25 protein-coding genes are annotated in these 25,816 nt (G+C 37.5%); 12 read left to right on the top strand and 13 right to left on the bottom strand.

What is annotated here, in order from left to right:
* Positions 1 to 6: 6 nt before the first annotated feature.
* From apt to AC27H3_RS06230, 3 genes are all read left to right on the top strand, one after another.
* Positions 7 to 552, top strand: coding sequence for an adenine phosphoribosyltransferase (gene apt, locus AC27H3_RS06220; protein WP_487104604.1), 546 nt, complete (start codon positions 7 to 9; stop codon positions 550 to 552).
* A 9-nt stretch (positions 553 to 561) separates the two neighbouring features.
* Entirely contained in the window at positions 562 to 2,889 is a 2,328-nt protein-coding gene (dnaX, locus tag AC27H3_RS06225; RefSeq protein WP_487104605.1) for a DNA polymerase III subunit gamma/tau, read from the top strand.
* A gap of 62 nt (positions 2,890 to 2,951) precedes the next feature.
* On the top strand, positions 2,952 to 3,281 hold the full coding sequence (locus AC27H3_RS06230; protein ID WP_101685925.1) for a YbaB/EbfC family nucleoid-associated protein: 330 nt from the start codon (positions 2,952 to 2,954) through the stop codon (positions 3,279 to 3,281).
* 108 nt (positions 3,282 to 3,389) lie between these two features.
* On the opposite strand, the gene AC27H3_RS06235 is transcribed toward AC27H3_RS06230, so the two are convergent.
* Positions 3,390 to 4,166: a tetratricopeptide repeat protein gene (locus AC27H3_RS06235; RefSeq protein ID WP_487104607.1), complete on the bottom strand. Its 777-nt coding sequence runs from the start codon at positions 4,164 to 4,166 to the stop codon at positions 3,390 to 3,392.
* A 157-nt stretch (positions 4,167 to 4,323) separates the two neighbouring features.
* Between AC27H3_RS06235 and AC27H3_RS06240 the strand changes: the two genes are divergently transcribed.
* The 3 genes from AC27H3_RS06240 to AC27H3_RS06250 all read left to right on the top strand — a co-directional run bounded on the left by AC27H3_RS06240 (position 4,324) and on the right by AC27H3_RS06250 (position 6,599).
* Positions 4,324 to 4,932: a DsbA family protein gene (locus AC27H3_RS06240; RefSeq protein ID WP_487104609.1), complete on the top strand. Its 609-nt coding sequence runs from the start codon at positions 4,324 to 4,326 to the stop codon at positions 4,930 to 4,932.
* A 141-nt stretch (positions 4,933 to 5,073) separates the two neighbouring features.
* Positions 5,074 to 6,144: a beta-ketoacyl-ACP synthase 3 gene (locus AC27H3_RS06245; RefSeq protein WP_487104610.1), complete on the top strand. Its 1,071-nt coding sequence runs from the start codon at positions 5,074 to 5,076 to the stop codon at positions 6,142 to 6,144.
* Between the two features lie 65 nt (positions 6,145 to 6,209).
* The gene (locus AC27H3_RS06250) at positions 6,210 to 6,599 is read left to right on the top strand and encodes an acyl-CoA thioesterase (protein WP_487104611.1); all 390 of its coding nucleotides are present in this window, start codon (positions 6,210 to 6,212) and stop codon (positions 6,597 to 6,599) included.
* 74 nt (positions 6,600 to 6,673) lie between these two features.
* On the opposite strand, the gene AC27H3_RS06255 is transcribed toward AC27H3_RS06250, so the two are convergent.
* The 5 genes from AC27H3_RS06255 to AC27H3_RS06275 form a co-directional block, all read right to left on the bottom strand.
* Positions 6,674 to 6,865, bottom strand: coding sequence for a hypothetical protein (locus AC27H3_RS06255; RefSeq protein ID WP_487104612.1), 192 nt, complete (start codon positions 6,863 to 6,865; stop codon positions 6,674 to 6,676).
* A gap of 148 nt (positions 6,866 to 7,013) precedes the next feature.
* Positions 7,014 to 7,256, bottom strand: coding sequence for a hypothetical protein (locus AC27H3_RS06260; protein ID WP_487104614.1), 243 nt, complete (start codon positions 7,254 to 7,256; stop codon positions 7,014 to 7,016).
* A 335-nt stretch (positions 7,257 to 7,591) separates the two neighbouring features.
* The gene (locus AC27H3_RS06265) at positions 7,592 to 8,569 is read right to left on the bottom strand and encodes a methylenetetrahydrofolate reductase (protein WP_487104616.1); all 978 of its coding nucleotides are present in this window, start codon (positions 8,567 to 8,569) and stop codon (positions 7,592 to 7,594) included.
* Positions 8,570 to 8,716: 147 nt separating this feature from the next.
* On the bottom strand, positions 8,717 to 9,682 hold the full coding sequence (locus AC27H3_RS06270) for a tRNA-dihydrouridine synthase (RefSeq protein ID WP_487104617.1): 966 nt from the start codon (positions 9,680 to 9,682) through the stop codon (positions 8,717 to 8,719).
* A gap of 338 nt (positions 9,683 to 10,020) precedes the next feature.
* Entirely contained in the window at positions 10,021 to 11,943 is a 1,923-nt protein-coding gene (locus AC27H3_RS06275) for an alpha/beta hydrolase family protein (protein ID WP_487104618.1), read from the bottom strand.
* A 402-nt stretch (positions 11,944 to 12,345) separates the two neighbouring features.
* Between AC27H3_RS06275 and AC27H3_RS06280 the strand changes: the two genes are divergently transcribed.
* The 4 genes from AC27H3_RS06280 to AC27H3_RS06295 all read left to right on the top strand — a co-directional run bounded on the left by AC27H3_RS06280 (position 12,346) and on the right by AC27H3_RS06295 (position 15,744).
* Positions 12,346 to 12,834, top strand: coding sequence for an HvfA family oxazolone/thioamide-modified RiPP metallophore (locus AC27H3_RS06280; protein ID WP_487104619.1), 489 nt, complete (start codon positions 12,346 to 12,348; stop codon positions 12,832 to 12,834).
* A gap of 103 nt (positions 12,835 to 12,937) precedes the next feature.
* The gene (locus tag AC27H3_RS06285; RefSeq protein WP_487104621.1) at positions 12,938 to 13,603 is read left to right on the top strand and encodes an SDR family oxidoreductase; all 666 of its coding nucleotides are present in this window, start codon (positions 12,938 to 12,940) and stop codon (positions 13,601 to 13,603) included.
* Positions 13,604 to 13,605: 2 nt separating this feature from the next.
* On the top strand, positions 13,606 to 13,989 hold the full coding sequence (locus tag AC27H3_RS06290; RefSeq protein ID WP_487104623.1) for an MGMT family protein: 384 nt from the start codon (positions 13,606 to 13,608) through the stop codon (positions 13,987 to 13,989).
* Between the two features lie 417 nt (positions 13,990 to 14,406).
* A complete protein-coding gene (locus AC27H3_RS06295; RefSeq protein ID WP_487104625.1) occupies positions 14,407 to 15,744 on the top strand; it encodes an amidohydrolase in 1,338 nt (445 codons plus the stop codon).
* Between the two features lie 120 nt (positions 15,745 to 15,864).
* Here the strand turns inward: AC27H3_RS06295 and AC27H3_RS06300 are convergent, their stop codons facing one another.
* Positions 15,865 to 16,332, bottom strand: coding sequence for an Hsp20 family protein (locus tag AC27H3_RS06300; RefSeq protein WP_487104627.1), 468 nt, complete (start codon positions 16,330 to 16,332; stop codon positions 15,865 to 15,867).
* A gap of 404 nt (positions 16,333 to 16,736) precedes the next feature.
* On the bottom strand, positions 16,737 to 17,384 hold the full coding sequence (gene tpx, locus AC27H3_RS06305; RefSeq protein ID WP_487104629.1) for a thiol peroxidase: 648 nt from the start codon (positions 17,382 to 17,384) through the stop codon (positions 16,737 to 16,739).
* A gap of 219 nt (positions 17,385 to 17,603) precedes the next feature.
* On the opposite strand from tpx, the gene AC27H3_RS06310 reads away from it, so the two are divergent.
* Together AC27H3_RS06310 and AC27H3_RS06315 are read left to right on the top strand one after the other, a co-directional pair.
* Positions 17,604 to 18,746 carry a response regulator gene (locus AC27H3_RS06310; RefSeq protein ID WP_487104630.1) on the top strand — a complete coding sequence of 381 codons (1,143 nt, stop codon included), beginning with the start codon at positions 17,604 to 17,606 and terminating at the stop codon, positions 18,744 to 18,746.
* A 2-nt stretch (positions 18,747 to 18,748) separates the two neighbouring features.
* A complete protein-coding gene (locus tag AC27H3_RS06315) occupies positions 18,749 to 19,708 on the top strand; it encodes a GGDEF domain-containing protein (RefSeq protein WP_487104632.1) in 960 nt (319 codons plus the stop codon).
* Positions 19,709 to 20,166: 458 nt separating this feature from the next.
* Here the strand turns inward: AC27H3_RS06315 and AC27H3_RS06320 are convergent, their stop codons facing one another.
* From AC27H3_RS06320 to AC27H3_RS06340, 5 genes are all read right to left on the bottom strand, one after another.
* Positions 20,167 to 20,535 carry a VanZ family protein gene (locus tag AC27H3_RS06320; RefSeq protein WP_487104633.1) on the bottom strand — a complete coding sequence of 123 codons (369 nt, stop codon included), beginning with the start codon at positions 20,533 to 20,535 and terminating at the stop codon, positions 20,167 to 20,169.
* Positions 20,535 to 22,202, bottom strand: coding sequence for an amidohydrolase (locus AC27H3_RS06325; protein ID WP_487104635.1), 1,668 nt, complete (start codon positions 22,200 to 22,202; stop codon positions 20,535 to 20,537). The genes AC27H3_RS06320 and AC27H3_RS06325 overlap by 1 nt, the downstream gene beginning before the upstream one ends.
* 220 nt (positions 22,203 to 22,422) lie before the next feature.
* The gene (locus AC27H3_RS06330; RefSeq protein WP_085302164.1) at positions 22,423 to 23,637 is read right to left on the bottom strand and encodes an ABC transporter permease; all 1,215 of its coding nucleotides are present in this window, start codon (positions 23,635 to 23,637) and stop codon (positions 22,423 to 22,425) included.
* Between the two features lie 24 nt (positions 23,638 to 23,661).
* Positions 23,662 to 24,972, bottom strand: coding sequence for an ABC transporter permease (locus AC27H3_RS06335; RefSeq protein WP_487104637.1), 1,311 nt, complete (start codon positions 24,970 to 24,972; stop codon positions 23,662 to 23,664).
* 38 nt (positions 24,973 to 25,010) lie between these two features.
* The gene (locus AC27H3_RS06340) at positions 25,011 to 25,709 is read right to left on the bottom strand and encodes an ABC transporter ATP-binding protein (RefSeq protein ID WP_487104639.1); all 699 of its coding nucleotides are present in this window, start codon (positions 25,707 to 25,709) and stop codon (positions 25,011 to 25,013) included.
* Positions 25,710 to 25,816 lie beyond the last annotated feature (107 nt).

Raw genomic sequence — 25,816 nt, forward strand, 5'->3', positions numbered from 1 at the left:
TAGAACATGACTGAATCACAAATCAATATACTTAAATCTGCAATTCATACCATTCCTGATTATCCTAAGCCCGGTATTCTCTTTAGAGATGTTACTGGGATTTTAGATAATGCTGAAGCGCTTCAATTAACTATTAATATTTTAGCTGAAAAGTTTAAAGGTGGCGGATTTACTAAAATTGTTGGTACTGAAGCTCGCGGCTTCCTCTTTGGTGCTCCTTTAGCTGTTGCAATGGGTGTTGGATTTATTCCTGTACGTAAGCCAGGCAAACTGCCAAGAGCAACATTTAAGCAAGATTACGAATTGGAATATGGCCAAGACACTTTAGAAATTCATCAAGATGCCTTAAGTGCAAACGACAATGTTTTAATTATTGATGATTTACTTGCAACAGGTGGCACAATCGAAGCGACAACAAAGTTAATTCGACGACTTGGTGCTAAAGTAACCGATGCTGCTTTTGTTATCTCATTACCCGACTTAGGCGGTGAAGAAAAACTTAAAGGCATGGATTTATCTGTGTTCTCTTTATTACAATATGCTGGTGATTAAGGCCGAAAAATGAGCTATCAGGTTTTAGCAAGAAAATGGCGTCCAAAATCCTTTAGTGAGCTTATGGGACAAGAACATATCGTAACTGTTCTTGTTAACGCATTGACTCAGCAAAGGCTTCATCACGCGTACTTATTTACTGGTACCCGTGGTGTTGGTAAAACAACTATCGCCAGAATTTTTGCTAAAAGCTTAAATTGCGATACAGGTATTACTGCAACACCTTGCGGTGTTTGTGATGCTTGTGTTGATATTGATCAGGGTAAATTTGTAGATTTACTTGAGATTGATGCGGCTTCACGTACAAAAGTAGATGACACTCGTGAAATTCTAGACAACGTACAATATGCCCCTACAAGAGGACGCTATAAAGTCTACTTAATTGATGAAGTTCACATGCTTTCTAAAAGCAGTTTTAATGCCTTATTAAAGACATTAGAAGAACCGCCTGAGCATGTTAAATTTATTTTAGCGACGACCGATCCTCAAAAGTTACCTGTTACTGTGCTTTCACGTTGTTTACAGTTCCATTTAAAAGCACTGTCAATTAAACAAATCAGCGATAAAACAACGGAAATATTAACCAAAGAAAGTGTAACCTTCGATCTTGAAGCTATTGCTCTGCTTGCTAAAGCGGCACGTGGCAGTATGCGAGATTGTTTGAGCTTAACAGACCAATGTATTGCCCAAGGTAACGGTAATATTGCTAGGCACGACGTACAACAGATGTTGGGCGGTGTTGATCGTGATTGGGTATTTAAAATTCTTATCGCGTTGTTGAAACAAGATGCAGAAGCGTTAATGAAATTATCGCTATCAATTGCATCATATGCCCCCAGTTATAGCCGTTTATCGGCTGAATTAATTCAGTTGTTACACCAAGTTGCAATGACACAAGTGGTAGAGACTAACTTTAGCTTACCGGCAGAACATCAGCAGATGTTGATGCGATTTTGCCAATTAATGTCTCCTGAAGATGTACAACTTTATTATCAAATAGTACTAACCGCCCGAAAAGACTTACCCTATGCTGATGATGAACAAGCAGCGTTTGATATGATGCTATTGCGTCTACTTGCCTTTAAACCAGTGATTAATAACCAAGAGTTACCCACTGCTGAAAAAAGTAAAGTAGAGGCTGCTAAAATACAGCAAGCTGAAGATAAGCAACTTGATGATCTGATTTTTGAACAACATTCAACTACATCAGCTTCCCCTGTTTCATTCTCGGCTGCTGAGATAACTAACACACTTGAGCATGCTTCTGTTGAAGAAACTTCTGTATTAAGAAATCAAGAAGATAACATGCCTGCGGCAGATGCAGAGGCAGAGGCAGAGGCAGAGGCAGAGTCAGAGGTAGAAAAGCTTTCGCCTTTAGTAGAAGAACATAACAGTAGCAACACTTCTACTCTTGACGTTATCTCAGTAGCTAATCAAACAGATTATGTTCAGGAAGAACAAGATCAAGACATAAACATCGAGAAAAATGATGAATTAATTAGTCAGAAAGCTGAAGCATTAAACCAAGAGATGTCAGCCATAGAACAACAAGCTAACACTCTAATTGAAAATAACTCTGTTGAAGAGCTTACCAGCCATGTTGATTCATCTTATGGTACTCTAGAAAACTTGCCTGCTGATACACAAGAGACTGATAGTATTAGCCAACAAGAGTTAAATAACGAAAAACAAGCTTTTGCATCTAACGTAACGGCAGCTATTCACACAAGAAACATGCTCAGAAGTCGAAAAAAATCGATGGAGGAGGGCGGAAAAAAGTCTAATGGCGCAGGCATGCGTCTAACAGCTGATGCCGCCGATACATCTGGGGAAATACCTGACGTACCCACTCAAAGCAAAGTGGAAAGCACCCCGAATGTTCCTGATTTAGCAACCTTACCTGAACAGCCTTATACTGAAGACGTTATTAATCCAGCAACGATTAAATTAGCGAACCAAGTTGATAAGTGGGCACACATGATCGACAGTATGTCGTTAATTGCCCGTTTAAGGCAATTAGCTATTCATGCAACAATTGATGAAAGTTCTACTGATGATCTATTGATACTGCAATTAGATAAATCGATCAGGCATTTAAATAGCGATGCGGCCCATAAACAATTAGAAGTACATATATCTGAATACTTGCAACGTAAAGTTACTGTTGAATTAAATATTGTAGAGAAAACCGTTGCTGATCCTTATCAAATTCAATCAGATATCAATGCAAAGCGCTATGAATATGCAAAACAAGTATTAGCCGAAGATGAAATTATTATCGCATTAAAGCAAGAATTTCAAGCTGAACTTGATGAAGAAACTGTTGTAGCGCGTTAATCGCTACTTGAAATTTTAGCCGTTAAGCACTATCTTTGGCGGCATATAACTTTGGAGTGAAAATTATGATGAAAGGTGGCATGGGCAATTTAATGAAACAAGCCCAACAAATGCAAGCTAAAATGGCTAAAGCTCAAGAAGAGTTAGCCAATATGGAAGTTACCGGCGAAGCGGGTGCCGGCATGGTTAAAGTAACTATGACAGGCAACCATAATGTTCGTCGTGTTGCTATTGACGATAGCTTAATGGAAGACGATAAAGAAATGCTTGAAGACCTTGTTGCCGCGGCAATGAATGACGCTGTGCGTCGTGTTGAAGAGCAAAACAAAGAAAAAATGGGTTCGCTAACTGGCGGTATGCAAATGCCTCCAGGGATGAAAATGCCGTTCTAAAATAACGCTGCATTAGCAACTAGCGCAATTTATTCATAAAAGCTTAAGTTTGTAACTTAAGCTTTTTTTATTTGAGCAGTATTATTGATTAGCTTGCAGCGCTAATTCTTATCTTTGACTTACCCATATACTGTCTTTCATTTCGTTGAGTGATTTTTTATTACATGCAACATTTTGATCACAGGTAATATTTGGCAATCTTGTGCCGGTAGAGGTAACACGCTTTCTATAGCTAGCAAGCATTGCATCTAGAGATGTATTTCTATGCAGTCCCGTTACAGTAACAACTTCAATGTTGTGAGATGCAGCTGAATTGAGTATGTTAAAAGTTTCAAGCGGCGTCTCTTCAAGTGCTACATGTAAAGTGGGTAAGTTATTTTTATCAAATGCTTGGTCTTGCTGTGCCTCGCTAATCCAGCGAACAATTTTTGTAGGGTGAGCTTTATAAACTAAAGTTAGCCAAGTATCTGCTTCTTGATAACGTTGTTTAGCAAGGTAGGTTCTGCCTAATAAAAAAGCTGCATTGGGTTGTCCTTTCCTCGCTGCTCGTTTTAACCACTTAATACCGTCATCTAAGTCATAAAGCTCTTCTTCTGTTAATAAAAGCATACCGGCTTTATATTCAGCCTCTCGTACCCCTTTAATGCCTGCTCTTTTATAAAATTTTAATGCCCTTGCTTTGTCTACCTCTGTACCAAAGCCAAAGTGATAAAACTTTGCTAACGTATATGTAGCATTTCTATGACCGCGATTTGACGCTTTTTTAAAAGATTTGAAATAAGTAACGCACTCATCTGTCTTACACTCAGTTATTTGTACTGCGGACGTGTTAAACGTTAAAGTCAGTGAGGCTAAAGCTATTATTTTCCCTATGCTTCTTAACATGTAGTTCCCTTAAAAATAAGTTAATATTATATGCATATTTATAGCATAACCTAAATAAGTACTTAATGTATAGGTTGTTTTTTATGCGATATGTGTAGAGTGAATAATAAAATATCTTTGTGATAACTGACATTTTTAGAAAGTGGAAGAAGTAAAAATGAATGCAACTCTAGTTTATATTTATGACCCTATGTGTAGTTGGTGTTGGGGATATGCACCAACCTGGCTTAAGTTAAAAGATTCACTACCATTGCATATTGATATTATGTATGGACTAGGTGGATTAGCGCCTGATAGCAATGAGCCTATGCCGTCAGCAATGCAAAAATTTTTACAACAAACTTGGGAAAATATTGCTCAGCAACTCGGTAGCCAATTTAATTTTGATTTTTGGACAAAATGCCAGCCAAGACGTTCTACTTATCCAGCATGTCGTGCGGCTTTAATTGCAAGAGCTAGTGGTAAAGAGCAAGAAATGCTCTCGGCCATTCAACAAGCTTATTATTTACAAGCAAAAAATCCTTCTGATATCGATACATTGCACGAACTCGCTATTGGTATTGGCTTAGATGGCGATGCGTTTTTACAGCAAATAAACAGTCAAGGCATTGATGACTTGTTAAAAACAGAGATTGCCAAAATGCGACAACTGCCTATTAATGGCTTCCCTTCCTTAGTGTTAATTAAAGGTAACCGCCACATTCCTATCCCTATTGATTATAAAAATTGGCGCAACACCTTTGAGTTAATATCTTCTGAAGTTTAGTAAATGCAGCGTCTGCACTAAATATAGAAGGTATAGTCAGTAAAACTGCTCTAAAAAAGAATATTTTTGTAGTATCATACGGCTATAAAAATAGATTGTTTTTACTTGTTTACGTAAAAGCAACAATAAATAAGGTTAACTATGACATACGCAGCAATTACTGGTTGGGGCAAGTGCTTACCACCCGCTATTCTTAGCAACGATGATTTAGCGACTTTTCTGGAAACAGATGATGAGTGGATCACCTCTAGAACTGGCATGAAAGAGCGAAGAATTTCTCATGTTACTGTAAGTGAATTAGCGCATGTTGCTTGCGCACGTGCATTAGCTGCTGCGGGTAAAACAGCTAAAGATGTAGATTTAATCGTATTTGGTAGTACAACCTTTGACCAGCTTTGTCCTAATGCAGCCTCCAATGTACAGCGTTTATTAGGCGCTGAAAATGCCGCTTGTATGGATGTAAGTACAGCATGTACAGGCGGTATGTATAGTTTAAGTGTCGCGACATCGATGATCAAAAGTGGTGTGGTAAAATCTGCACTGATTATCGGCGCTGAAACTATTTCACCGATTATGGACTGGAATAATCGTGACGTTGCGGTATTATTTGGTGACGGTGCTGCAGCACTGTATTTAGAAGAAACTACTGAAGAAACCGGTGTTATTACCCAAGCTTTAGGGTGTTACGGTGAGTCTCGGGATATTTTATCGGTAGAAGGTTGGGGTATGAAGTATGCCAACAAAGGCCGAGTACTTGGGCAATCTAACTGGGCATTCTTAGGGCAAGAAATATTTAAGAAAGCAGTTGCAGGTATGGCACAAGCTTGTGAGAAGGCTATATCACAAGCACAGTTAAGCGCAGAGCAAATTTCGAGTGTTGTACCTCATCAAGCAAACTTACGTATTATAGACACCTTAGTAAAACGCTTAAAAGTGGATAAAGATAAGGTGTTTGTTAATATTCATAAATACGGCAACATGTCTGCCGCTACAACTTTGGTTGCCTTTGTAGAAGCAATTGAAGAAGGCTTTATTGCTAAGCAATCTTATGTGCTTCTTCCTGCCTTTGGTGGCGGTCTAACTTGGAGCGCACATGTTGTAAAATGGGGCGACAGAACACATGCCCTAGCTACAACAGATATCGACTTACCTGAATGTGATAAGTCTGGCTTAGAATTAGTTCAAGACATTATTGCTTCAAAGTCACAATAAACAAGTATTTCATTAATCTGCCGACACTTTGATGTGTCGGTTAATCTCTTTATATAAGGATCTTTATGCGCTTTTTATCGCGTCGACTAATTTTGCCAAATGATTTAAATTATGCCAACTCATTATTTGGTGGCAGAGCATTAGAGTGGATAGACGAAGAAGCAGCGATCTATGCTATTTGCCAACTTGAAACCAATTGCCTAGTTACTAAGCATATTGGGGCGATTAATTTTGAATCTCCTGCTCAACAAGGTGATGTAGTTGAATTCGGTTTATCAACTAAATCAGTAGGTAAAACTTCAATTACCATTACATGTATGATGCGAAACAAAGTCACTAAAAAAACCATTTGTTTAGCTGATGATATTGTTTTTGTGCAAGTTGACCCTATTACTAAAGAGCCTATTCCTCATGGAAAAAACTTAGCTTCATTAACGGATCCATTTGCAGAATAGTTTATTCGCATAACCCTTAGCACAAGATATTTTTAGATAAATATGATCTTGATTAAGTGCTAAGGTGTGTGTTGTTACTCAGGAAGTTCGATTATAAATTCTGTATAGCCGGTGATAGCAAAATAGCGAATTGATTTTTTTAAGGTTATTTTTTTAGCGATAAGCTGCGAATCGCGATATATTTTTACTGTTTGCTTTTCACCATTTCTGTCACTTTCATAGCTGTGGCGTGGGTTTAATCTAAGATTATCAAACTCTGTTTTCATGATTAATTTCATATTAATACTTGTACTTTTACCTTAAGTTTGAAGCTATAAACTATCAGTTGAAAGATAGAAGTTAGTTGGGGCTTGCTGTTGTCTTTGATTATTCTGAAAATTTAAAGTTTAAAACTGACAGCTTACCGCTGCTCTTTTATAGTCTATTAATCTCTTTTTTTACGTCATAGCCTTCATCAGTAACAATTTTTTCAAGTACTTGCATACGCTCTTCAAGTGTTTGAACTTGTTTCATCATAGCGATAGCTTGTTCTTTAGTTTGGCTGTTATTATTTAATGTTTTTTCTTTAAACTCTAAATGTTTTTTGTACATGTCGAACATGACGCCAAAACCAACAGATATAAAGACTATGGCTACAACCATTGCTGTACCAGACATAAATAAACTCCTTTCAAAATATTAGAACATATAATTTAAGCATAGCGTATCTATACATAAAAAAGCGGTAATTAACTTATTATACCAATTGATATAAACAATCGATCATTCGAAAGCGGTTTAAATATCCAGTATCTACGTTGCTTTCAATCCCAATAGCCTGCTATTGCTCGACAATATGCTCCTGCATTGCTCTAATGACTTACATCCATGTAAGAATCAATCAAGCGCCTTGCTACTGAAAATTTATCCTCGTTTAAAATTGATCGATTCATTCAGTCAATTGGTATTAGCTATGATGTTATAGATTACCAATACTAATAAGTAATGAAATATTAATCATTAAAGAGACTATTGAGCTCCTGTTTAGCTAAATAATTATCCATAGTTGAACGCAATAGTTTATAAAGTAAAATTGAACCATCAATTTCTTCTTTTCGATTGGTTAAACTTTCAATATTTAGCCCTAAAGGTAATTTGTAGGGTAATACTGCGTCTAATATTTGCACTAAAGTATTACTGCAAATTCTAATAGATTCATACAGTGGGCGCTCTGCATTTAAAATACGTAAACTTGTTGCTTCAGGTACGCTAACACCTAACCATTCAATAAACTCTAAGGTTTTCTTACTGCCACAAGGTGAAAATGTTAAAATTATTCGTTGAGGTTTTAAGCCTTGTTGCTGACACTCAATAGCGTAGCGCGTTAGCATATCAATAGTTGCTTGCGGATTATAAATGGCCTGCGAGATAAAAAAATTACAGCCTTGCTGGTGTTTTTCAATTAGCTTAGCGTGTTCATTACCTTTATTAGCATGACGCTCGGCAATGGTTATACCGCCAATAAAAAAATCATTTTCATTCGCCACTAAAGTTTCATACGCTTTAGTTAAAGGTAAGCTAATATTATTTTGTCGCGAAGGGCTACCAACCAGCACAATGTCGCGAATACCATATTCTTGCCAGGCCTCATTTGCCCATTGATTAAAATCATCCCCGTTCGATTGCACAACACTTTTATAAGTAATCACAGGTCGGTTTGACTTCTGTTGCAGTAGAGAAGAGTAAAGTCTTGGATCATGTGTTGACTTGAATGGAAAAGGGCGTGGCTTTGAAGTACGAGAATCTTCATTTTGAATGTCGTATACAATTAAGCCGTCAAAGTCGATATCGTTAACACGTTCGAGTAATTTATCCGCTATGGTAGAAACTTGATCTATCGGGGTATCATTTTTGGGTGGTGTAGTACCAATAAAGTACACACCTCGATTAATGTCGTTATATCGTGCTCTTAACTCTGAACCGTTTTTCACTGCGTTGCTTCTTATATAGGGAGAATAAATTGTCTTTTAGGCTATTAATACTACCTTGTTAGATAATAAAAATCTTCGCTACACTAATAATTATTTTCTTAAATTTATAGCATTTTCTCATAAGGGGATTAATGAAGTTAATAAGGTTTATATCGACGACACACGATCTATCTGTTCGAGAATATCTTCTTTATTTTTTAACAGTTTAATCGCATTAAATAAACTATCTGCTTGCGGATAACATAGTTTTAAATACCGCAACCACTGCTTTAAACGGCTTGAAAAATAGAAACTTTTATCACCTTGCAGCTCTAATTCACTATAGCGTTTTAATAAGTTACTTAGTTCAGACCATGCCATAGGATTTTCATTAAATTTAATAACATTAGCTAAGTTTGGTAACGCTAATGCGCCTCTGCCTAACATTAGGTTTGGGGTTTGGCTTTGTATGATGCAATTATCGGCATCTGTTTTATTCCAAACTTCGCCATTAGCAAATATTTCTATATCGTATTTTTTTCTAATATCTGCAATAAAGTGCCAATAAGCAGGAGGGCGGTAACCATCTTGTTTAGTGCGGGCATGAATGGTTAATTGGTCAACATTTGCTGATTGCACTGCACTAACAATTTCATCTAATTTAGAAGCATCAGTAAAACCAAGTCTTATTTTCGCTGATAACGTAGGGCTATTGCCAATTGCGTCTCTTATCTTCGTCATTATTTGATGAATTTTTTCAGGCTCATTCAATAATACTGCGCCACCTTTACTTTTATTAACCGCTTTAGCGGGGCAACCAAAGTTTACATCGATACCATGCGAGCCCAATGAAAGTGCTCTAACGGCATTTTCAGCCATCCAATCTGGCTCTTGCCCGAGTAATTGCATTCTTAAAGGTGTGCCACTTTTTGTTTTGCAGCCGTAGTCTAATTCCGGACAAATTTTTCTAAAAACATGTTTAGGTACTAATGAATCGACCACACGAACAAACTCGGTAATACAAAAGTCATAATTATTTAAAGATGTTAATAAATGTCGCATTAACTCGTCGGCTACGCCTTCCATAGGTGCGAGGATAATTTTTTTTACGTGAGAATGATTTGAGCTAGGCATAAGTTAACGGTTGTCGTGTTTCTGATAGTTGATTGGACATTATGTGCAATAACTTTAAAAGTTAATCGTAATGTTTTTATAAATAGTGACTAGGAAAACGGTGATAGTAGCGATTAACGTTTAATGCTAATTTGCTGAATATCTTCATGTGGTAATTCAAGAGTGAGATAAGGTGAAAATAATGTTGGAGTCAAGGGTCGACTATTAGTCATTAGCAACAAGTTATCAGCTACTCGAAATCAATTATTTATAAAAGCTGTAGCGGGTATGATAACAACTAAAAATAAGAAGAGTACTTATTTTATCTTCTTATTTTTAGTTGTAGATAGGTATTTGTGTTAAATATTTTTATTTAAAAAGTTAACGACATTTTTCATGTATTCTGCATGGTTTTCAGGGTCAAAAAAGCCATGACTTTCACGACGAAACTTGTGCCAAGTGTAAGGTTTATTTGCATCATCTAAAGCAGATTTTAATCTTACTGAATGTTCAAAGGGTACTTGTTCATCTTGTTCGCCATGAGCTATAAATATAGGGATTTCGATACGACTAACGTTATAAACAGGAGACATTTCTCTGTGGATTGCAGGGTCGGTACCTAAAGTATCTTCTAAATAAGCCTTACCTCGATAAAGTTTTTTAATATTACCTTCATCAAACATTAAGGGTAGGTCATATACACCGGCATAACCAATGGCACAGCGATAAGTATTAGGATATTTAATGGCACTTTGTAATGCTGAATATGCGCCAAAGCTCCCACCCATGATACAAGCCTTATCTTTGTTCGCGAGTCCAGCACTAATGGCCCATTGATAAGCCTCAAAGATGTCTTGCTGAATAGTATCTCCCCAGTGTTTAAAGCCAGCATTATAAAATTTTGCGCCATAGCCTGTAGAGCCACGAAAGTTAACTTGTAAAACCGAATAACCATTTAAGGCTAAATATTGCACTTCATTGGAATACTCCCAATCATCTTTAGAATGCGGCCCACCGTGAACTAAAACTACTAGAGGCGCTATTGTGTCAGCTGATTTTGTTTTTGCTTGAGTAAAGTAACCTCTTATTTTAAAACCGTCAGATGACATAAATTCAATCGGGTCAGTGTAAGCGAGTTGCTGTGGTGGTACATTTGGATAAAACTTAAACAAGCCAGAAAGTTTATTATTGGCTAAATCAAAGATATAAAACTGGCCTGCTTCAATATCTGAAGATACACGCACAATATAAACATCACCTTTTTCCGTACGACTAGTAATATCAATTCTTTGATCTGGAAATGAAGCGACTAGCTGCTTGAATACTTGTGCTTCTTTTAATTCATTATTGATGAGGTGATAAGTTGGAAAGCCATCTTCTGAAGCAACGGCGTAAACATTTTTTTCATCAGAGGTTACTTTTACCTGACTGACATCAACGCCACCGGGGGTAAAAATAGCGCTCATTTTACCATCGCTTAAATTTAACTTAAAAAGTCCTGACTTATCTTGCTGAAAATTATCTACAACAAATAAGTTTTCACCAGATTCATCAAATGTTAATGGATAAAAATTATTACCAAATTTTTCAGAGGCTAATTCATGCCACTCATCACCTTTACGAATATGAACTTCAATTTCATTTTGTTTGTTAAACCCTTTAACTAACTTTGCCTCGCCTTGTGCATTAGTGACGAATTTTGCATTAGCAACAGGAGTACCTATAACTTGTTTTTTCGAACGGCCATTATAAATGTTGAGTTTATATAAACCGGCAAAATTACTTCCCCACGGAGTAGAGCTAATTAGAATGTTCTTTTCATCATCTGGCAGCATATCAACGATATTTGCCCAGCCCTTTATTTGTTTCTTCTTTTTAGTGCGAGTGCCAAGGGTATTATCAACATTACGATACCCATAAATTAACTCGGCGCTGCTGCCATCAATATTTACAGCAAATAATTCGCCATAGTAACTAAGCTCTTCCTGCCAAGGCTCACGTTGAAATATTTTAAATACTACGCGTTCGTTATTGGCCCAATGATAAGTGCCTACTTCATTTTTACCAGGTAATTTAGAAGCACCCACCATTTTCATTGTACTGCGAGAAATAAATATGAGCGCCCGTTTGCCATCAGAGTCCATGGCAACAGCTAAGTGTTTGCCATCAGGCGATATTTTTACATCTTGATACTTTGCTCGTTGAAATAAGTGTTCCCAATCTTGTGCGTGTGCAGCAGCCATTGTTAGGCATAGCACTATGGGTAAAAAGATAGCTTTCATTTTAAAATCCCTGTTTTTATTTATTATGTTGTACTGATCATTCCTATGTTAAAAATAGGTTAACAAGTTATTGTTCTTTCAGCAAATAATTGGGTAATTTTCAATAGATAAAATTTGATGGAATATGCTAAGGAAATACGAGTAAATATTTCCTTAGCATATTTTTAGCGCTTATTTAGTGTAAGGTCAGTACCTTTTATTACTTGTGGTTCTATAAAGATAAAGTTAACCTGAATAAAATTGAACATGTAACTTTATGTAAAGAAACTCCGTTTAAATATAAAAAAAACAGATAAAAGTGTTAAAAAATTGAAATTTATTTTCGTCGTGTATGGTCTGTGTAATTAGCTATACTTATTTATGTAGTGTTAAACCAATAAAATAATATAAAAGGAATACAGTATGAAATTAATTAAAAAATCATCAATAGCAGCTTTATTAGGTATATTTGCGTTAACTGTAGCAGCAACCATGCCAGCTAAAGCTGAAACAAACCCATTTGCAGTGCAAGATGTAATGACTATTGTTTCTGCCGATGACCACGAAAAAGGTAAGTGCGGCGAAGGCAAATGTGGCGAAAGCAAAATGAAAGACGCAGCCAAAGGTAAGTGCGGCGAAGGCAAATGTGGCGAAAGCAAAATGAAAGACGCAGCCAAAGGTAAGTGCGGCGAAGGTAAATGTGGCGAAAGCAAAATGAAAGACGCAGCCAAAGGTAAGTGCGGCGAAGGTAAATGTGGCGAAAGCAAAATGAAAGGCGCAGCTAAAGGTAAGTGCGGCGAAGGCAAATGTGGCGAAAGTAAAATGAAAGCTAAAGCCAAAGGTAAGTGTGGCGAAGGCAAATGCGGTGAAGGTAAAGCTAAAGGCGAAAAAGAAGGCAAGTGTGGCGAATAAGTTCATCACTAAATAAGCTTAATAAAATAATAAAAACCACTTCATTCGAAGTGGTTTTTTAGTTTTAATAGTAGGTAAATCCATAATCTTAAGGAAGTATAAAATGAGCAATAATGTTGTGATCACCGGCGCTAATCGAGGAATAGGCCTCGCTATGTGTACGCACTTTAAAGCACAAGGAGATAAGGTTTTTGCCTTATGTCGTAACTCGTCAACCGACTTAGAAGAGCTTAATGTAAATGTTATTGAGGGCATTGACGTAGCCAGCGATATTGGGGTTGACAATATGGTTGCAGCATTAAGTAATGTTGATATTGACGTACTTGTGTGCAATGCCGGTATTTTAAGAGATGAAAGCTTATCTCAGCTAAACTTAGATACTATTCGCGAACAGTTTGAAATTAATGCCTTAGCACCGTTAAGGGTTGTTGTTAGCTTACAAGCAAATTTAAATGAAGGGGCAAAGGTTGCACTTATTACTTCTAGAATGGGCTCTATTAGTGATAATACCTCAGGTGGGCGTTACGGCTATAGAATGTCTAAGGCAGTATTAAATGCAGCCGCTATGTCGTTGAGTCATGATCTTGCAAGTAAAAAAATTGCTGTTGGCATTTATCACCCCGGTTATGTACAAACCGAAATGGTGAATTATGGTGGCGACATAAGTGCAAGTGATTCTGCTAAAAAATTGGTGGGGTTAATTAATCAACTTACTCAAGATCAAAGCGGGGTGTTTAAACACTCAAATGGCAGTGTTTTACCTTGGTAATATTGACTAAGAGTGCAGCTAACTCAACAAAGCTTTTTAATGCTAATCATATAAAAATATGGCAAACCGTTCAGGCAATTCCCCTTGGAAAAGTGGCTAGTTATGGGCAAATTGCTGATTTAGCTGGTTTGCCTGGACGTGCACGTTTGGTTGGTAAAGCACTGGGCGCAGTTCCCAAGAACGGTTGGCGTGAGCGTGAGGTGCCTTGGTATCGAGTGATTAATTCACAAGGTAAAATTTCTTTTGCACCAGGGAGTGATCATTTTGATCGACAACGTAACTTATTACAAGATGAGCAAGTGGTGGTTCTCGGCGCTCGTGTGCATTTAAAAACCTTTCAATGGGTGCCTGATTTAGCCGAGTTACTATTTACGCTAGATACGTAAGTTAATTAAGCGATATTTGTAGTTAAAAAAATCATATACCCGAGGTTCATAAATCAAGAAGTGAGCAAGGTTGTTAAAAGATATTCATTAAATGCAGAATTACCGCTCTAACAGGCTTTTAGCTAGCCAATATGGCGAGGATTTGTTCGTATGCTATTTGGGCTAGTTATAGGCGTTTTTTGATTTAACCTTAATCTGAGAAAGTATGAAAACAGGTCAGTTAGCTTGCCGTATTTGTTGTTTAACGAAATTAGAAGACATTAGCTATTAGCCTAGGTAGAGTAAGTTAAGCTATTTTTTTCGTGATGATCCCCAAGGGATCAACGTTTAATTTTCATTTACAATCAAATGTATACTGTTATTTTTTTAGAATATATCGCTACTTTGATTACCCTTTGACTTTATTTGGAGCTAAACATGAACCGTAAATTACTATCCATTTTGATTTCATCAGCGCTTAGTATCTCGGCTTTTACGACCGGTAATGTGCTGGCATTTGAGCAAAATACGACAGACGCTATTGCCAAAGATTACCAGCAGCATTTAGCACCATTATGGGATCATTTTCACCGTAATCCTGAGCTGTCATTAATGGAAACTAAAACAGCAAAACGTTTGGCTCAAGAGTTAAGTGCAGTAGGATACAAAGTAACACAAGGGGTTGGTGGCACAGGTATTGTCGCCATGTTGAAAAATGGCGCCGGTCCAATGGTGATGGTAAGGGCTGATATGGACGGCTTGCCTGTCGTAGAGCAATCAGGTTTAGCTAATGCTTCAACCGTGAAGATGAAAGATTGGAACAATGAATTAGTTGGCGTTATGCATGCCTGTGGCCATGATGTTCATATTACGAGTTTAGTAGGAACGGGGCGCTACATGGCTGAAAATAAAGATAAATGGTCAGGCACGTTAATGTTAATAGGACAACCCGCGGAAGAAAAAGGCCCAGGAGCTTCTGCAATGATGGCAGATAATTTATGGCAACGTTTTGGTCAGCCTGATTACGCTTTTGCATTTCATGTAAGTGCCAACTCAGAGGCGGGTAAAGTTATTGTTGATGAAGGCTCACCTTACGCGGGCGCAGATACGGTTGATATTACTGTGCACGGTATTGGTGCTCATGGTGCTTCACCGCATCAAGGTAAAGACCCTATCGTTATTGGGGCGCAAATTGTTAACAACCTGCAAACCATTATTAGCCGTGAATTAGCACCTCGATACGCTGGTGTAATAACGGTTGGGGCGTTTCATGCCGGCACTAAGCATAATATTATTTCTGATGAAGCTAAGTTACAGTTAACTGTGCGTAGCTTAACGCCTGAAGTGCGTGAACAACTGCTTAGTGCAATTAAACGAATCGCTATCGGCACAGCACGAACTGCAGGTATGCCTGAAGATAAGTTGCCAGAAGTGGTGGTGAGTGAATTCGCTTTTCCGCCAACCTTTAATGATCAAAAGCTAGCTAAGCGCTTAAAGGGAGTACTGACTGAGAAAATGGGCGCTGATGCATTGCTCGAACCTGCTGAAACGGGTATGGGAGCAGAAGATTTTGGTTTCTTTACCACAGAGCCTTATATCCCGAGTGTGTACTTTAAAGTCGGTGGTACGCCAAAAGCAGATTTTGAACGTGCGGCTAACGGTGGCGCGCCTGTGCCAAGTCATCACAGTCCACAATTTAAAATAACCCCAGAGCCTGCAATTAAGTCAGGTGTTGAGGCAACCGTACATGCATTGCTTGATGTGATGGCAAAGTAGTCACTGATAAAGGATGGTAACAACAGTAACATCAAGTTGATTAATTATTACTGTTGTTTTTACATAAAAAAGCCCAGTCAAAGACTGGGCAAAATAGGGAGAAATCTTGTAAATCAAAAATTAACTTTTATCTATTACCTTACTTTGTTGTAATAAACTTTTACCGTTAATCGCAATTTTTCTTGGCTTTAACGCTTCTGGTATTTCTCTTTCTAAATCTATATGTAATAAGCCATGCTCGATAAATGCACCGATAACTTTAACGTGGTCACCTAATTGAAACTTACGTTCAAAACTTCTATCGGCAATACCTTGATGAAGAAACTTGCGTTCAGCATTACTGGTGTTTCCCGTTTTTGTTCCGGTGACCACTAGCGTGTTTTGTTTGGATTCAATATCAAGCTCTTGCTCTGCAAAGCCGGCTATTGCCATAGTAATACGGTATTGATCTTCTGCAAGTAACTCAACGTTATACGGAGGGTAAGAAGATTGTTTGTCTGCTCTTGATGCTTTGTCGATTAAACCAGCTAAGTGGTCGAATCCGATAAATGAGCGGTAAAGTGGGCTGAAATCTGTAGTTGTACGCATAATTCATATCCTATCTAAGTTTAGCAATATGTTGTCTCTGTCAATTTTTTAGGATGCTAAAACCAGCTAATGCTGCGGATTAATACACCTGAAATTTAATCTTTCAGAGTTTAATGGTGCCTTTCAATATTGAACAGGCGGTTAATGTAGACCCTATCGGCGACTACATTATTAAAGATGGGATTAATGAATATTATTTCAAGAGTAAGTTTGATTATTTTTTTAATTAAGATTATTTGAAAATAAACAAATTTGAATTAAGTTGTTGATATTTAATAGGTAAGCCGGATTGTTTTTTTACTGTTATTTTAAAATAATGTTAAGACGTTATAATAGCGGTTAAGAGAAGTCATAGTAAGGGAGGGAGTTATGACGACCCTTACTATTTTATTCTTAAAAAATTGCTACTCTGAATTTGCGTTTGTTGTAATTTCAGCTGGCTTAACAGCTTGGCTTATGGATTTTAATTTAGTTAGTGCAGTTTCATAATCTGGGTGTTGAGAAATATTCGCGACTAATTCTTTGTAGGCCACATTACCTTCGGTATCAATAATAATAATGGCACGGGTTAGCAGCCCCATATCTTTAATGAGTAAGCCATAGTTATGACCAAAATCACGCCAAACTGCATCAGACAAAACCCTGATATGATCTACCTTCTCTGTTTTGCAAAAACGCTTTTGTGCAAAAGGTAGATCGTTGCTTATGGTTAGCATTACAACATCTTTTGGTAAGTTTTCTACTTCATCATTAAAACGTTTGGTTTGTATTGAACAGACACCAGTATCTAAACTAGGCACTACAGAGATCAATACTGACTTGCCCTTGAATTCAGCTAATGTTACTGGCGAAAATGACTCGGTGACGACTTTAAAGTCAGGAGCTTTATCACCCACTTTTATTTGGTTGCCCAACAAAGTTACGTACTTATTACCTGCCATCACTAAATTTGTTGTTTCAGTTAATTCCACGTGAGATGTTTCGGCAGCAGCTGAAAATACAAATACGGAGCTGAGTAAGGCAATTGTTGGTAATGTTAAAATTTTCATCATTCGATTATTAACTTAGGGTAAAATAGAAATCAAGCTTACCTATGTGATGGAAAAAATGCGAATTAATCGTGTTTTATTTTTAATATCCAACTATGGTTTAAAGTAGTGGTGCGAGCTGAAATGGATTATTGAGTAACTAATTTTACCTCAATTCTTTACTCAAAAGGGCTTACGCGTAGTTTTTGTTTTTTTTCTTTAGCAATCTTGGGTTTTTCTGTTATGACAACTTCATTATTGATTTGTGACGACTCTACTGTAGCGCGTAAGCAAGTTGCACGTTCTCTGCCAATAGGCTGGGATGTCGACATAACTTTTGCCACTCATGGTGTTGAAGCTATATCGGCCATTAAAGAAGGTAAAGGGGATATATTATTACTTGATTTGAATATGCCAGTAATGGACGGTTATCAAGTACTAGAAGCAATAGTTAAAGAAGACCTACCGACTTTAACTATTGTTATATCGGGTGATATTCAACCTGAAGCTTATAAAAGAGTTACCGCTTTAGGCGCATTAGCGTTTATCAAAAAACCTATCGATAAAGATAAACTTGCTTCGGTTCTTCAATCTTATGGCATTTGTAGTAAAAATGACATTTTAGCTCAAGAAGTAGATGAACTATCCTTGAATAACGCAACGCAGCGAAGTGCTAAAGAAATAAATATCGCTGACGTTACAAATCCAAAAGTAGCGGTTAGTTCAACAAGCGAGTCAGCACAACATCGCGAGTCTTCTGCACCATTAATCAATAGTAAGTTAATTGATTGTTATCAGGAAATAGCAAATGTAGCTATGGGGCAAGCAGGGGATTTATTAGCACGTTTGTTAGGTGTTTTTGTTGTACTTCCTATTCCAAATGTTAACTTTATCGAAGTTAGCGAGCTTATTATGGCACTGAGCGATGTTGAGGATAAAGATACCACTTCGGGTATTTGCCAAGGCTTTATAGGCGCGGGTATTTCAGGTGAAGCTTTACTTATTCTAAATGACTCAAGCTTTAAAGATATTGCCTCATTAATGAAATACGAAGATTCATTTAATGATTCACCAAATAACACTTTTGATAAGACAATTGAATTAGAATTACTAATGGACATGGCTAATATTCTTATCGGTGCCTGTTTAAATGGGATTTCGTCGCAATTAGATATGTCATTTAGCCAAGGCCACCCAGTGGTATTAGGCCAACATAGAAAAATTTCAGAACTCATCGATACTAATACTGAAAAATGGAAGAAAACGCTCGCCATTGAAATAAGTTATGGTATTGAAAATTACGCCATTAAATGTGACTTACTGCTGCTTTTTACTGAAGCGTCAGTCGCAACATTTAATAACAAAATTGCTTATTTATTGGATTAAAAATGTCAGGCCAAGTAGAACAATTAAATGAGTTACATTGGATGATGGAGATGCTTCATAACATTGAAGTAGGCTTAGTGGTAATTGATCGCGATTACACCATTCAAATTTGGAATGGTTTTATGGAAAACCACAGTGGGTTATTACCTCGAAATGTTAAAGGTAAATCTGTTTTTGATCTTTTTGAAGAGATTCCTGAAGATTGGTTTCGCCGTAAAGCGGAATCAGTATTTTTATTGAAAAATAAAGCTTTTACTATTTGGGAACAACGTCCATACGTTTTTAAATTTAACAATTATAGGCCAATCACTGGTACTGCAGAGTTCATGTACCAAAACACAACGTTTATTCCTCTAATATCGTCAACAGGTGAAGTTACTCATTTATGTTTGTTGGTTTATGATGTAACGGATAATGCAACTCATAAAAAAGAATTAGAGAAAGCGAATGCTGATCTTGCTTTATTGAGTCAAGTTGATGGTTTAACTTGTTTATTTAACCGTAATTATTGGCAAAAATGTATCGAAACAGAGTTTAAACGTTATGTGCGACACAGACAAACAAGCACGTTAGTAATGCTCGACATAGATAATTTTAAAATGGTTAATGATAAATATAGTCATGCTGTTGGCGATTATGTACTTAAACATTTAGCACAAATTATTAGTGAACAAGTGCGTGAAACCGACATTACTGGGCGCTACGGTGGTGAAGAGTTTGTTATTTTTTTATCGGGCACTACATCAAATGATGCGATGATATTTACTGAACGTTTGCGTAAAACAGTTGAGTCTTCCGTTTTTATTTATAATGATATTGAAATTAAGTACACCATAAGTATTGGTATTGCTGAGGCACTACCAGCCTTAGAATCTGTATCGCAGTGGCTTGAAAATGCTGATAAAGCGCTATATGAATCAAAAAATAATGGCCGAAATAGAGTCACTGTTTATCAGGGTTAATACAAAACACTGTGCGTTTTAATTTTCAAATGAACTATGCCACTAAAACTCAACAGTGGTGTTAAGACTTTCTATTTAACCTGAACTCTGGATAAGCAGCACTTGCTCAATGCTCCCTTTTAAGCCATTTTCTGCGTTAAAACGTCGATAAATAGCGCGCTATTCATAAACGTTTTGCCTTGAAAATGGCATAAAATGAAGCATTGATGATGTCTATTCGTGATGTTCACCTGGCTAGAGCATTTACTTTATCAACTAAGCTTTTGATTCACTTGAGTATCAAGCACTCATTATCCAGAGTTCAGGTTATTTAAGAAAAATATGCTCAGCCACTAACTCATTGAATTAAGATGAGCTTTAGTGGCATTGAGTTTTGAAATACAATATATTTTAAATTTATACCCAATGTAATAAGTTATTGACGATTTAAACCGCCTTAAAATGATCAATTATTTATTTCAATTGGTATTATACCTGACTGCTAAATAACGTAATATTTGGCTTATAAAAATCGCTATTACAACACCACAAGCATTAGCGAGCATATCTAACCATTCACCGTAGCGATTAACGTAAGGTTGAATTATTTCAATTAAGCCACTCCAAGCAATAAAAAATAACGCAAAAGCTAACCAATATTTTGGTCGACGCATGGCAACAGGCAACATTAAAGCGCAGTAACCAATGAGGTGATGCGTTTTGTCGCTGCCAGGTGCTGCCGGTAAATGTTCTACAGGGAACAGAGAGCCAAGCGTTATAAGTGCAAGCACTAATAACGTAAGTGCTCGCCAATATTGCTTATTAATGTTTATTAGAAACGTTAGCATTACTTTTTCTTATAAACCAATTTGCCATCTACCCATGTTTTATCTACGGTTACTTGCCAAATATCTTGTTCTGGCATGGTGAAAATGTTGCGGTCTAATAATATAAAGTCAGCTTTTTTTCCTTTCGCTAAACTGCCAATAATATTTTCTTGATGGCCTGAGTAAGCGGCATCTATCGTAAAGCTCCTGAAAGCTTCCAAAGGCGTCATTTTTTCATCTGCAAACCAGCCACCTTGTGGACTATTTGTATGATCTTGACGAGTAATTGAGGCGTGTAGACCAAAAAATGGGTTAGGCGATTCAACCGGAAAATCTGAGCCTGCGGCAATTATAGCGTTGGCATTTAATAGTTTTCTCCAAGCATATGCACCTAATATTCTTGTTGGCCCAAGTCTTTCTTGTGCCATGTTTTTATCGCTAGTAGCGTGGGTGGCTTGCATGGCCGCAATAACATCTAACTCGGAAAACCTTGGTATATCTTCAATACGCAACACTTGAGCATGCTCAACTCTGTGGCGTAAATCTTTAGTTTTAGTGGCTTTAATATATTTTTCGTAAGTATCAAGCACAAGTTTATTGGCGTTATCACCAATGGCGTGACTATTCACTTGAAAGCCTAAACGCATGGAGGTATCCACTAAATTTTCAAACGCTTTTGGGGTATTAAGTAATAAACCTTTATGGCCTGCATGGTCTGAGTAATCTTCAATTAAAGCCGCGCCACGACTCCCTAATGCGCCATCGGCTTGAATTTTTACACTATTGAAAGTGAACATATCGTCTTTACTACGATATTGTCCGTTAGCTAATGTTTGTTGCCAATTAGCCGATGGTAAATACAACATCGCATTAACGCGAATGCTCATGGCATTTTCTTGGCTTAAGGCTTTAAATGCATTGAGGTTATCGGTATCAATGCCGGCGTCATGCACGCTGGTTAGGCCAAAACTGGCAAGAGAGTCCATTGCTTTAACTAATACTTGTTTTTGTTCTTGAACGGTTAAAGGGGCGATGCTTTGATTGATCAAGTCCATGGCGTTATCGATAAAAACACCGGTTGGCATACCGTTTTTATCTTTAATAATTTCACCGCCATCAGGTGATAGAGTGTCTTTAGTGATTCCCGCCACTGCCATGGCTTTAGAGTTAGCCCAACCTGCATGCCCGTCAACACGTGCAAGCCAAACAGGTTGATCAGGAAAATATTTATCTAAACTTGCTGCGGTAGGAAAAGCGTTACTTGGCCATTGGGTTTGGTTCCAACCACGGCCTTGAATCCAGGTTAACTGAGTATTATTTTTAGCGTAGTTAAGCGTTTTATTAACTGCATCTTGAGCTGAGGTAGTATTAACTAGGTCGGCTTGCAATAAACTTAAGCCGTAGCTTAATATATGGCCATGAGAATCAATTAAGCCTGGGATCAGGGTTTTACCTTTGCCGTCTATCACTGTGATGTTTTTTGCGTTGGGTAATTGTTCTTCTGAAGAATATATTTTATCAATCTTATCATCAGTAAAAGCAATCGCGCTAAAACGTTCAAGGCTTTTTCCGTTAAGAGTATATCCTTGAATATTAGTGATTAATGTCGTTTGCGCAACCACTAATGTTGGCGACATTGTGGCTAGTAATAACACGGTTTTTACAGCACTTGATAGAGGCTTCATCATACTTCCTTGAATACTTAAGTTGCCAAATACTAGCATGAAAAAATTAATTTATATTTATTTTTGACACACTATTTATAACTTCATAAAACAAAATAGCGGACACTAAGGTCCGCTATTTAAACGTATCGTTTGAAGCAATTTTTATCACGTTATTTATGTTCTTTTTCTGGTGTTTATAGCGTATTAAAAAGTGTATTAACTTATATGATTAACTCATGCTTTAAATCGTGCGAGTTGCCGTTGCTGGCGCTATCAATGCCGCCTTACGCGCAGGATAAAGTACGGCTATTTGCCCAACAATAAATAAGGCAATTACACCAAAAGCTATCAATTCAATACCAATAGGAGATAAATTAAAGGTATTGACCAACCACATATTTAGTCCAATAGCGCCTATACAGCCAATAATATTACCAAAGGTAGAAATAATAAAATTTTCCATCATAAAGTAACGCATTATTTGACCTTTTGTTGCACCTAGCGCACGTCGTGTGCCAATTTGTTTAGTGCGTCGATTAATACTAAAAATAGCTAAACCAACAATACCAAACCCTGTAATTAAGGTTAAAGTTACAACGACAGTGGTTAATATTTTATTGGTAGCATTATGTTGTTGATAACTCCGATTACGGGTATCTTCTGTGGTTGTTACTCGACGAATTATGCGTTCTTTATCACTTTGTGCTAGCGCTTTTTCTATAATCGGCATTAACTCGTCACGTCGTCCTGCTTCGGTGCGAATAAAGTAATAACTGCCTTTAGACTCCCGTTGAAAGGGCACAAGCATACTGCGCTCTACACCATCCCAGCCATTCCAAGGGGCTTGAAGTGTTTTTACAATACCGATAATTTGCATCGGTTGTGTTTGAGATATATACACAGTTTTGCCAATCGCTGATTGCCAGTTATCAGGATACAAATTTTCAGCAAAAGCTTGAGTAATAATCGTTTTAGCTGGCCAAGTTGACTGTCCGTCTTTACGTATTTCTACATCGCCTTGTTTGAAGTTATTACCTGCAATAAGTGTTAGACCTAAGGCGTTAATACCGTGATCATCTACCATGTAAATGGCCGAGCCAACAGCATCTTTATCTTCGCCTGATTCATGTTGCAATGCCATTGACCAACCGCTACTACTTAAAGGCACGGCATTAATTTGAACTGCATCTATAACCCCAGGTGTGTTACGGATCATGTGTAAATCTGTTTGTAAGTGGGCTTGAATATTATAGTTTTGCCCGAAAATAGTGTTGGTTAAATAGAAAGTGTTGGCTTCGTCAATACCACTTTCACGTTGCATTTGTTGCTGGCGGTCTTGGATCATAAAAATAGCATTAACCATAATAGCCATAGTTAAGGCTATTTGTAGAGCAATAAGTAGCGCGCCTATTTTATTACGCGCTAAAGCTCTTAGTATTAGTCCAGTTTCTAACATAATAATTTCCTTTTTCCTTAAAGCTTATTGGCTTTTAAGTTGTTGCGCGGGTTGAATATTACAAGCACGCCACGTTGGATATAAGCCAGCGAGTATGGTGGATAAAAGGGCAAGTGTTACCGCGAGTATTGCCATGTTAATGTCTAAGGTTGCTAAGTCTTTCATGTAATCGCCATATAAGCCTTCAACGCCTTTCAAACCTAGATAAGCGAGTATTAAACCTAGTATGCCGCCCAATATACCAATGCAAGCTGACTCGATTATATATTGGCTAAAAAGTGTTTTTTTACTGGCTCCTAACGCTTGTCGTAAGCCAATTTCAGGCGCTTTACCTAAGAATTTAGCCAGTAATAACCCTACGGTGTTAAGTAAACAAACCAATAAGAACATAAAAGACATTGCCATCATCATTTGAGCATCATCAGCAACAACCTCTTGAGACTCTAACCACTGCATAACGTTGCTTAAACGGTTGTCAATCGGGCGTTGAAAGCGGCCAAACTGTTGCTGCTCTTGTACATAAGCATTGAGAAACTGTAAATAATCCTCTTTGTCTTGCTGAGTTTTTAACTCAACCCAAAACTGTGTCCAAATACATTCAGAGGCAAGAAAAGCTTTAAAACCATCACCGGTAGGTTTCCAGCAATTGGTGTTGCCTGAGCGAGATATTTTCTCATCTGCTATTAGGTGAAAGGGGACAAATATATCTTCAGATTCATTAAACGCGCCGGTGGTAATATCATAAAACCTTGGCTTGGGTTGCCAATGATCAATTACCCCAACGACACGAAACATATTTCCTGCAAGTTTAATCGATTGACCAACCGAGTCTTTGCCGCCAAACAGCTTGTCGTTGGTTTCTTTACTCAGTACCACGACATACTCTTTACTCTCGTCGCTTTGATTCGACCAACCACCGCCATAAATAAATGGCACATTAAACATAGTAAAAAAGTCAGCGGAATTAGCTCTGCCATTAACAATGAGTGGCAACATTTCTGGATCTGCTGGCTCAATCACACCAAATGCTTGTGCTTGCACATTTTGTCGAAAGGCTTTTTTAGCACGCATTAAATTACTTGAGTCGGTATAAGTTAGCTGATCAGGCGGATTTAAACCGTCGTCAAATGGGTCGTTTACATCCCAGCTATCAAGTTGCACATAATATAATTGCTGACTTTTTTCGGGAATAGGGTTTGCTGACATTAAGTAATTTACAGTCACAGTGGTCATAGCGGTGCCAATACCTAAACCAATGGCACAAATCATTAATAGGCTAAGACCCCAGTGACGAGTAATACTTATCCAAGCGAGTCGTAAATAATAACTAAACATAATATTGTCCTTGTTTGGGCTTAAAACACTTGAATTATTTACGCGCGAGCTTGGTGAAGATTAGCGACAACGTCTAACTCGCTAACTCTGCCATCTTTAACTTGAATAGTGCGCTTTGCCCGAAGCGCTAATTCTGCATCATGAGTTACCATGATAATTGTTGTGCCTTGTTGGTTAATTTCTTCGAGTAAAGTAAGCACACCTTTGGCCATTTCAGAATCAAGGTTCCCGGTAGGTTCATCGGCTAAAAGAAAGCGTGGGCTAGTAGCTAAGGCTCGGGCAATCGCAACACGTTGTTGTTGTCCACCAGATAATTGACTGGGTAAGTGTTTCATACGAGAAGCTAGACCAACGCGTTCAAGGTTTTCTTCAATTCTACGTTTACGTTCGGCGCTATTAAATCCGCGATAACGCAGCGGTACGTCGACATTGTCATAAAGGTTAAGGTCTGGGATCAGATTAAAACCTTGGAAAATAAAACCTATTTTTTGATTTCGCATTCTTGAACGACCATTATCATTAAGTTTGCCAACGTCTTCGCCATCCAATAAAAATTCACCATTGCTGTAGGTTTCAAGCAAACCCGCAATATTTAAAAAGGTGGTTTTACCTGAGCCTGAAGGGCCAGTAACACTGACAAAGTCTCCTTCGTTAACTTGTAAACAAAAGTCGCGTAATGCATGGGTTTGAATATCTGCGGTTTGGAATATTTTATTTATATTTTTCATAACTAACATGTTGAATTCCCTTATCTATAATGAGCAGTTACCTGCTTGTTTGGTCTGCATTTATTAATAAAACCTAAGTGCAGGTGTTATTGGTTAATAGCAAAATAATTGATTTA

The sequence above is a fragment of the Colwellia sp. NW0002-52-1 genome (assembly GCF_057550865.1).

Coding starts and splice junctions, on each gene's coding strand:
- apt (WP_487104604.1), top strand. CDS start 7: ATGACTGAATCACAAATCAATATACTTAAATCTGCAATTCATACCATT.
- dnaX (WP_487104605.1), top strand. CDS start 562: ATGAGCTATCAGGTTTTAGCAAGAAAATGGCGTCCAAAATCCTTTAGT.
- AC27H3_RS06235 (WP_487104607.1), bottom strand. CDS start 4,166: ATGTTAAGAAGCATAGGGAAAATAATAGCTTTAGCCTCACTGACTTTA.
- AC27H3_RS06240 (WP_487104609.1), top strand. CDS start 4,324: ATGAATGCAACTCTAGTTTATATTTATGACCCTATGTGTAGTTGGTGT.
- AC27H3_RS06245 (WP_487104610.1), top strand. CDS start 5,074: ATGACATACGCAGCAATTACTGGTTGGGGCAAGTGCTTACCACCCGCT.
- AC27H3_RS06250 (WP_487104611.1), top strand. CDS start 6,210: ATGCGCTTTTTATCGCGTCGACTAATTTTGCCAAATGATTTAAATTAT.
- AC27H3_RS06255 (WP_487104612.1), bottom strand. CDS start 6,865: ATGAAAACAGAGTTTGATAATCTTAGATTAAACCCACGCCACAGCTAT.
- AC27H3_RS06260 (WP_487104614.1), bottom strand. CDS start 7,256: ATGTCTGGTACAGCAATGGTTGTAGCCATAGTCTTTATATCTGTTGGT.
- AC27H3_RS06270 (WP_487104617.1), bottom strand. CDS start 9,682: ATGCCTAGCTCAAATCATTCTCACGTAAAAAAAATTATCCTCGCACCT.
- AC27H3_RS06275 (WP_487104618.1), bottom strand. CDS start 11,943: ATGAAAGCTATCTTTTTACCCATAGTGCTATGCCTAACAATGGCTGCT.
- AC27H3_RS06280 (WP_487104619.1), top strand. CDS start 12,346: ATGAAATTAATTAAAAAATCATCAATAGCAGCTTTATTAGGTATATTT.
- AC27H3_RS06285 (WP_487104621.1), top strand. CDS start 12,938: ATGAGCAATAATGTTGTGATCACCGGCGCTAATCGAGGAATAGGCCTC.
- AC27H3_RS06295 (WP_487104625.1), top strand. CDS start 14,407: ATGAACCGTAAATTACTATCCATTTTGATTTCATCAGCGCTTAGTATC.
- AC27H3_RS06300 (WP_487104627.1), bottom strand. CDS start 16,332: ATGCGTACAACTACAGATTTCAGCCCACTTTACCGCTCATTTATCGGA.
- tpx (WP_487104629.1), bottom strand. CDS start 17,384: ATGATGAAAATTTTAACATTACCAACAATTGCCTTACTCAGCTCCGTA.
- AC27H3_RS06310 (WP_487104630.1), top strand. CDS start 17,604: ATGACAACTTCATTATTGATTTGTGACGACTCTACTGTAGCGCGTAAG.
- AC27H3_RS06315 (WP_487104632.1), top strand. CDS start 18,749: ATGTCAGGCCAAGTAGAACAATTAAATGAGTTACATTGGATGATGGAG.
- AC27H3_RS06320 (WP_487104633.1), bottom strand. CDS start 20,535: ATGCTAACGTTTCTAATAAACATTAATAAGCAATATTGGCGAGCACTT.
- AC27H3_RS06325 (WP_487104635.1), bottom strand. CDS start 22,202: ATGATGAAGCCTCTATCAAGTGCTGTAAAAACCGTGTTATTACTAGCC.
- AC27H3_RS06330 (WP_085302164.1), bottom strand. CDS start 23,637: ATGTTAGAAACTGGACTAATACTAAGAGCTTTAGCGCGTAATAAAATA.
- AC27H3_RS06335 (WP_487104637.1), bottom strand. CDS start 24,972: ATGTTTAGTTATTATTTACGACTCGCTTGGATAAGTATTACTCGTCAC.
- AC27H3_RS06340 (WP_487104639.1), bottom strand. CDS start 25,709: ATGTTAGTTATGAAAAATATAAATAAAATATTCCAAACCGCAGATATT.